Origin of the sequence: Jatrophihabitans sp., from assembly GCF_036000465.1 — a bacterium.
Taxonomy (GTDB): Bacteria; Actinomycetota; Actinomycetes; order Mycobacteriales; family Jatrophihabitantaceae; genus Jatrophihabitans.
Genome location: NZ_DASYFV010000027.1, coordinates 1 through 8,063 on the forward strand (window position 1 = coordinate 1; position 8,063 = coordinate 8,063).

General features: G+C 70.3%; 6 protein-coding genes. 5 read left to right on the forward strand and 1 reads right to left on the reverse strand.

Features of this window, described 5'->3' with window-relative positions; translation table 11 throughout:
- Window positions 1-173 precede the first annotated feature (173 nt).
- From VGN18_RS09235 to VGN18_RS09255, 5 genes are all read left to right on the forward strand, one after another.
- On the forward strand, window positions 174-1,259 hold the full coding sequence (locus VGN18_RS09235) for a hypothetical protein (RefSeq protein WP_327539382.1): 1,086 nt from the start codon (window positions 174-176) through the stop codon (window positions 1,257-1,259).
- Between the two features lie 326 nt (window positions 1,260-1,585).
- Window positions 1,586-3,097 carry a CoA-acylating methylmalonate-semialdehyde dehydrogenase gene (locus tag VGN18_RS09240; RefSeq protein ID WP_327539383.1) on the forward strand — a complete coding sequence of 504 codons (1,512 nt, stop codon included), beginning with the start codon at window positions 1,586-1,588 and terminating at the stop codon, window positions 3,095-3,097.
- Between the two features lie 15 nt (window positions 3,098-3,112).
- Entirely contained in the window at window positions 3,113-4,114 is a 1,002-nt protein-coding gene (locus VGN18_RS09245; protein WP_327539384.1) for a nitrilase-related carbon-nitrogen hydrolase, read from the forward strand.
- A gap of 67 nt (window positions 4,115-4,181) precedes the next feature.
- Entirely contained in the window at window positions 4,182-5,210 is a 1,029-nt protein-coding gene (locus tag VGN18_RS09250) for an agmatine deiminase family protein (RefSeq protein WP_327539385.1), read from the forward strand.
- An 11-nt stretch (window positions 5,211-5,221) separates the two neighbouring features.
- The gene (locus tag VGN18_RS09255) at window positions 5,222-6,022 is read left to right on the forward strand and encodes an isocitrate lyase/phosphoenolpyruvate mutase family protein (protein ID WP_327539386.1); all 801 of its coding nucleotides are present in this window, start codon (window positions 5,222-5,224) and stop codon (window positions 6,020-6,022) included.
- Between the two features lie 56 nt (window positions 6,023-6,078).
- Here the strand turns inward: VGN18_RS09255 and VGN18_RS09260 are convergent.
- The coding region (locus tag VGN18_RS09260) for a potassium transporter Kup (RefSeq protein ID WP_327539387.1) at window positions 6,079-8,063 on the reverse strand (1,985 nt) is incomplete at its 5' end.

Genomic DNA, 8,063 nt, shown 5'->3' on the forward strand with positions numbered 1-8,063 from the left:
GGATTCGCGGGCCATGTGCGGGTAGTCCCAGCCCTCGCGACGTCCCGGCTTCTCGAACCTGGTCAGGCCGACCCCGACCACGAACACCCTGGCCATCTCGTCCCCTCACATACATGCACGCGTGTACGCAAGTTTGTATCACGGGACGCCGCGGTTTGGGTAGGACTTCCGGCGTGGCCGCACCCAAGCTGAAGGCGTCGGAACTCGTCGCCGCCCTGTACGAGGATCCGGAGCAGTGTGCCAAGGTGGCGAAGCTGCGCTACGTGAGTCCGGACGAGCCCGGGCTCACCCGCCTGCGCAAGGGCCGCGGCTTCACCTACCGCGACTCCGGCGGCGTCACCGTCGTCGACGTGAAGATCCGTGACCGCATCACCAAGCTCGCGATCCCGCCGGCCTGGAAGCAGGTCTGGATCGCCACGTGGCCCGACGCGCACCTGCTGGCCGTGGGGGAGGACGAGCGGGGGCGGCGGCAGTACATCTACCACGAGCGCTGGCGCTCGATCCGTGACCAGCTCAACTTCTACCGGCTCATCGGCTTCGGCGATTCGCTGCCGCTCGTGCGGGCCGATGTCGAGAAGCAGCTGCGCCGCCGCGCCTTCGACGCCGATCGGGTGCTCGCCACGATGCTGCGGATCATGGATCTCACCGGCCTGCGGGTCGGCAACGAGGTCTACGCCGAGGAGAACGACAGCTACGGGCTCAGCACCCTGACCAAGCGGCACGTGCGGGTCACCGGGTCACGCGTCGACTTCGACTTCCCGGCGAAGTCCGGCAAGCAGGCGGTGGTCAGTCTCAAGGACCCCGGTGTGGCCCGGGTCGTGCAGCGGCTGCTCGACCAGCGCGGCCGCCGCCTGTTCACGGTCGGTGGTGCCGCCATCGGGTCGGACGAGATCAACGCCCGCCTGGCCGAGCTCACGGGCGCTCATTTCACCGCCAAGGACTTCCGCACCTGGATCGGCTCGGCGACCGCCTTCGGCGTCCTGCGCGCCCGCCTTCGCAGCGATCCGGCGCAGTCGGACGAGATCGTGCTGTCGGCCGTCGACGCGGCCTCCGAGCGTCTCGGCAACACCCGCACGGTGTGCCGGGCCCACTACGTGCATCCCGACGTCGTCGACGGCTTCACCTCCGGCGAGCTGGCCCGCTACCTCCAGGGGCGCCGCCCGCGCGGCTCGAACCGGTTGGACGTCGACGAGAAGCTGATGCTCGGGTTCCTCTCGGCCACCCTCGAATCGCGCGCGGGCGAACTCGCGGTCGCCTGACGGGGCCAGGTCAGTGTTCGGTGCTCGTAACGTCACGCTGAGTCGCGATCGCAGCGGCGGTGCGAATGTCCCGACATTGCGGTGAAAGAGTTCAAAGAAGATGTACTTCTCAACTACGAAAAGTAGTTGCATGGTGACGCATTGTCACTTTCGAGTGGACGAACTCCGGAGGAGCACATACCGTTCGGTACGTCGAGGGAGTTAACGGGCCCCTCCCCCGGTGGGCCTGTAGCTCCCTCGACATTTTCATGCCTCCGGCGGTGCGTGCCCGCCGTGGTGCGGCAATGCCATGCTGGGGTCATCACCCGAGCAAGGAGGCTGCATCCATGACCGCTGGCGACCGCCCCACGATCGAGCACTGGGTCGACGGCAAGCCGACCCCGCTGGCGTCGAGTCGCAGCACGCCGGTGTTCAACCCGGCCACCGGCGCCCCGCAGGCCGAGGTGCTGCTGGCCTCGGCGGCCGACGTCGCGGTCGCGACCGCGAGTGCCCGCGCCGCGTTCGAGCAGTGGTCGCAGACCTCGCTGACGACCCGCTCGAAGGTGCTCTTCGCGTTCCGCGAACTCGTCAACGCCCACGTCGACGAGCTGGCGGCGCTGATCACCGACGAGCACGGCAAGGTGCTGTCGGATGCCAGGGGCGAGGTGCAGCGCGGCCTCGAGGTCGTCGAGTTCGCCTGCGGCATCCCGCACCTGCTCAAGGGCGACTACTCCGACCAGGCCTCCACCGGCATCGACGTGTTCTCCTTCCGCGAACCACTCGGGGTCGTCGCCGGCATCACGCCGTTCAACTTCCCGGTGATGGTCCCGATGTGGATGCACCCGGTGGCCATCGCCTGCGGCAACACGTTCGTTCTGAAACCGAGCGAGCGCGACCCCTCGGCGTCGCGGCTCATCGCCGAACTCTGGCAGCGGGCCGGCCTGCCCGACGGCGTGTTCACCGTGGTGCACGGCGACAAGGAAGCCGTCGACGCCCTGCTCGACTCGCCCGACGTCGCCGCCGTCTCCTTTGTCGGCTCCACCCCGATCGCCAAGTACATCCACGAGCGCGGGACGGCCAACGGCAAGCGGGTGCAGGCCCTCGGCGGCGCCAAGAACCACGCCATCGTGCTGCCCGACGCCGATGTCGACTTCGCCGCCGAGCACCTTTCCGCCGCGGCGTTCGGGTCGGCCGGCGAGCGGTGCATGGCGATCTCGGCCGCGGTGGCCGTCGGCTCCGCCGGCGATGCGATCGTCGAGGCGGTGTCGGCCAAGGCGCGCAGCGTGCGGGTGGGGCCCGGTCGCGAACCGGGCAGCGAGATGGGGCCGGTCGTCACGGCCGCCGCGCGTGACCGCATCGTCGGCCTCATCGGCACCGGCGCCGAGCAGGGCGCCACGCTGACCGTCGACGGCCGCGGCCTCACCGTCGAGGGCAACGAGGACGGCTTCTGGGTCGGGCCGACCGTCATCGACAACGTCTCGACCGAGATGGACGTGTACACCGAGGAGATCTTCGGCCCGGTTCTGTCGGTCGTGCGGGTCGACACGGTCGACGAGGCGATCGAGCTCATCAACGCCAACCCCTACGGCAACGGCACCGCGATCTTCACCTCGAGCGGCGAGGCGGCGCGCCGGTTCCAGCGCGGCGTGCACGTCGGCATGATCGGCATCAACGTCCCGATCCCCGTGCCCATGGCGTACTACTCGTTCGGCGGCTGGAAGGACTCGCTGTTCGGCGACAAGCACATGCACGGCGCCGAAGGTGTGTCGTTCTACACGCGGGCCAAGGTCGTCACGTCGCGCTGGCCGCACGTCGAGCACCCCAGCGGCGCGAGTTACCACTTCCCGACGACCAGCTGACCGAGGAGCCCCTGCATGACCCAGTCCACCCCGCCGGTGATCGAGGCCCTCACCCCACCGGCGTCGTTGGCCCGTGTCCGCGAGACGCGCCGATCGCCGCTGCGGATCGGTGTGGTGCAGCATGCATGGACCGATGACGCCGACGCGCTGCGCGCCTTCCTCGACGCCGCCGTCGACGCCGCGGCCGAACGGGGCGCGCGCATCGTCTTCGTCCCCGAGGTCACGTTGCTGCGCTACCCGGCGGACACGCTGCCGACCGGGACGGCCAGCGAGCAGGCCGAGGATCTCGACACCGGCCCGACGCTCGGGTTCGCCCGGGCGGCCGCGAAGCGCAACGGCGTCTTCGTGCACGCCTCGCTGTACCGCACGGCCGAGGCGGGCGACGGGCTGGGACTCAACACGGCGGTGATCGTCGACCCGTCCGGCAACCTGGTCGCGCACACCAACAAGCTGCACATCCCGGTGACGGCCGGCTACTACGAGGACAAGTACTTCCGCGCCGGCCCGGCCGGACCGGACGATCCGTATCCCGTCCACGTGCTCGACGGGCTCGACGGTGCCCGGCTGGGCCTGCCGACGTGCTGGGACGAGTGGTTCCCCGAGGTCGCCCGCGCCTACAGCCTGGGCGGCGCGAACATCGTCGTGTACCCCACGGCGATCGGTTCCGAGCCCGATCACCCCGACTTCGACACGCAACCCCTGTGGCAGCAGGTGATCGTCGGCAACGGCATCGCCAACGGGCTGTTCATGGTCGTGCCCAACCGCACCGGCAGCGAGACGAAACCCGACGGCACACCGGGCAACACGTTCTACGGCTCGTCGTTCGTCAGCGACCCGTACGGACGCGTACTGGCCCAGGCCCCGCGCGACGAACCGTGCGTCCTCGTCGTCGATCTCGACCTCGACCAGCGCGAGGACTGGCTCGACCTGTTCCCGTTCCTGCGCACCCGCCGGCCGGACACGTACGCCGCGCTCACCCGCCCGGTCGACCCCGAGCACCCGTACGGGGCCTCATGACCGCCCTCCGCTGCGCTACGGGCGCCGAAGGCAATGCCGATGAGGTCATTCGCTCACAGGCTCGCTCATGACGTGGACGATGCCGCACGAGGGTGATCCCCAGGAGCGCCTCTGGCTGGCGTGGCCGACGACCGGCTACACCCTCGGTGACACGGCCGCCGACGCCGAGACGGCGCGGCAGACCTGGGCCGCGGTGGCGAACGCGGCGGCGCGCTTCGAGGCGGTCAGCGTGGTGGTGCACCCGCGCGACATCGACATCGCGCCGCGCTACCTCGATCCCGCGATCGAGATCCGAGAACGCGAGATCGACGACGCCTGGATCCGCGACTCCGGCCCGTCGTTCGTGCGCGACGAGAGCGGTGCTCTCGGTGCCGTCACGTGGGTGTTCAACGGGTGGGGCCAGCAGGAGTGGGCGACCTGGACGCACGACAGCACGCTCGCGCCGGCGCTGGCCGGGTGGGCCGGAGTGCCGCGGATCGACTCGACGCTGGTCAACGAAGGCGGCGGCATCCACGTCGACGGTCTCGGCACGGTGCTGCTGACCGAGACGGTGCAGCGCGACCTCGGGCGAAACCCGGGTCTGAGCCGCGCCGACATCGAGGCCGAGCTGGCTCGCACCATCGGCACGACCCATGCGGTCTGGCTGCCCCGCGGCCTGACCCGCGATTCCGACACGTTCGGCACCCGCGGTCATGTCGACATCGTGGCCACCATCCCGACCCCCGGGCGCCTGCTGCTGCACGACCAGCGCGACGCGTCGCACCCCGATCACCGCGTCACGGCCGAGTTGCGTGCGGTGCTCGCCGAGTCCGTCGACGCCCGCGGCGTGCCGTTCGAGATCGTCGACCTGCCGGCGCCGAGCGTGCTCACCGACGACGAGGGTTTCGTCGACTACAGCTACGTGAACCACGTGCTCGTCAACGGGGCGGTGATCGCCTGCGCGTTCGACGATCCGCACGACGCCGACGCCGCCGCGATCCTGCGCGAGGCCTACCCGGGGCGCGAGGTCGTCACCGTCGACGCCCGGCCGCTGTTCGAACGCGGCGGCGGCATCCACTGCATCACCCAGCAGCAGCCGTTGTCGGTGCCGCGGTAGACGATGGCGGGATGACCCTGCTGGCCGATCAGTTCCGCTCGCTGCACCGTCCCGGCGATCCGTTGCTGCTGCCCAACCCGTGGGACGTCGGCTCGGCCCGCATCCTGTCCACGCTCGGTTTCCGGGCGCTCGCCACCACCAGCAGCGGGTTCGCCGCGACGCTCGGCCGCCCCGACACGTTCGTCACGCGCGACGAGGCGCTGGCTCACGCGGCTGCGATCGTCGCCGCCACTGACGTGCCGGTGTCGGCCGACCTCGAGAACGGCTTCGCCGACGACCCCGCGGGCGTGGCCGAGACCGCCCGCCGCGCTGTCGCCGCCGGCCTGGCCGGCTTCTCGATCGAGGACGCGACCGCCCGCGCCGACGACCCGATCCACGACGCCGCGCTCGCCGCCGAGCGGGTCGCCGCCGCGGTCGAGGCCGCCGCCGGCCGGGCGGTCGTCACCGCCCGGGCCGAGAACCACCTGCACGGTCGCGACGATCTCGCCGACACCATCGCCCGGCTGCAGAGCTTCCAGGATGCCGGTGCCGACGTGCTCTACGCGCCGGGCCTCACCACCGCCGACCAGATCCGCGCGGTCGTCGCGTCGGTCGACCGCCCCGTCAACGTGCTCGCCCTCCCCGGCACACCGCCGGTCGCCGAACTCGCCGACCTCGGCGTCGCCCGCATCTCCGTCGGCGGCGCCTTCGCCTTCGCCGCCCTCGGCGGCCTCGTCGCCGCCGCCACCGAGCTGCGCGAGCGCGGCACCTACGGCTACTGGGCCGCTGCGAAGTCGGGTCGCGCCGCCGCCGGCGAGGCCTTCGCCGACTGAGGTCGCGGACGCCCGGAGGGGGCGGCTCGGCCCTTCGCCCCGCGGCTGAGCAGCGGTCACACGTCGAGGTGCGCGCCCATCACGACGGTCCGGTCGATCGGCAGGCAGAAGTTCGAGGCGGGGTTGGCCGCGTTGTGAGCGAGGCCGATGAAGAGACGCTTGCGCCAGGTGGCCATGCCGCCCCCTTCGGGACCGCGCTGGATGGACAGCCGGGAAAGGAAGTACGACGCGTTCTCGGCGTCGATGTCCAGTTCGGCATCGCCGGTGCTCGCGGCCTGTTGCAGTGCCTCGGGCAGGTCCTGCTCGTCCTGGAAACCGAAGTGCACCTCCACGTGCACGATCCCGTCGTCGCTGTGCACCAGGTGGTCGACGGCGATGCGGTCGTCCGCCGCCACGTAGGGGACGTTCTCGTTGATCACCGACACCAGCACCACGTGTTCGTGCAGGACCTGGTTGAACTCGACGTTGGCCCGCAGGGCCAGCGGCGTCGTCTCCTTGGTCGGGTGCGGGAAGACCGCCGTGCCCGGCACACGGGGGAGTCCCTTTTCGTGCAACTCGTCGACGAAGTCCTGAAGGGGCCCCTCGAGCTCCTCGCGGCGCGCCGTCACGATGCGCCGGCCGCGCTGCCAGGTCGTCATGGTGATCACCACTGCGGTGGCGATCAGCAGCGGCAGCCAGCCACCGCTTGCGATCTTGGTGACGTTGGCGCCGAAGTAGGCGATCTCCACCAACCCGAACACGATGCCGAGCGCGACCAGCCGCCAGCGGGCCCACTTCCACACGGTCGCGGCGACGATGAGGAAGAGCGTGGTGGTGATGACGAAGGTTCCGGTCACCGCCAACCCGTACGCGGTGGCCAGTTTGCTCGACGACTTGAACGTCACCATGAGCACCAGGACGCTGCCGAACAGCAACCAGTTCACGGCCGGCACATAGATCTGACCGCTCTCGCGCGTCGAGGTGTGCCGGATCGTGAGGTTGGGCAGGAATCCGAGGCGGACGGCCTGGCGCGACACGGAGTAGGCGCCGGAGATCACGGCCTGTGAGGCGATCACCGTGGCCGCCGTGGCCAGCACCACCAGCGGCACCGACGCCCACTTCGGCGCCATCGTGAAGAACGGATTGCCGATCGACGCCTTGTCGGTGAGCACCAGCGCGCCCTGACCCAGGTAGTTGAGCGTCAGGCACGGGAAGACGAGGAAGAACCAGGCCCGCCGGATCGGGGAGCGGCCGAAGTGCCCCATGTCGGCGTAGAGCGCCTCGGCCCCGGTGATCGACAGGACCACGGCACCGAGAGCTATGAACGTCAGGTAGGGATGGTCGGCGACGAACGTCGCGATGTAGTACGGCGACAACGCCTTGAGGATCGCAGGATGCTTGACGATCTGCGGAACGCCGAGGACCGCGAGCACGACGAACCAGAACACCATCAGCGGCCCGAAGAAGCGACCCACGACGTGCGTGCCGAAGCGCTGGACGAGGAAGAGCACGGCCAGGATCGCGATGCCGATCGGCAGCACCGCATCGGCGAGACCGGGGGATGCCACTTCGAGCCCCTCGACCGCGGAGAGGACCGAGATGGCCGGGGTGATCACGCTGTCGCCGTAGAACAGCGACGCGCCCAGCACGCCGAGCGTGAGCGCGATCGGGATGAGCTTGCGCCGGCCGGCGGTGGCGCGTCGGGCCAGCGCGGCCAGCGCCATGACGCCGCCCTCGCCGTCGTTGTCGGCCCGGAGGATGAATACGACGTACTTCAGCGACACGATCAGGGTGATCGACCAGAAGACGAGCGAGATCACGCCGTACACGTCGGACTGGGTGGGCTTGACCGCGTGATTGTCGATCGAGAACACGGTCTGGATCGCGTACAGCGGGCTCGTGCCGATGTCGCCGAACACGACGCCGAGGGCGCCGACGGCCAGACCGATCAGGCCGGCCCCCCGCGCCGCCGGGTGCGCGGCGCCGGTGCGCAGTCTCGGCTCGGCGTCGTCCGGGCCGGGTGCCGCACTGTTGCTGGGGTCGGTCTTGTCGGACGACGCGG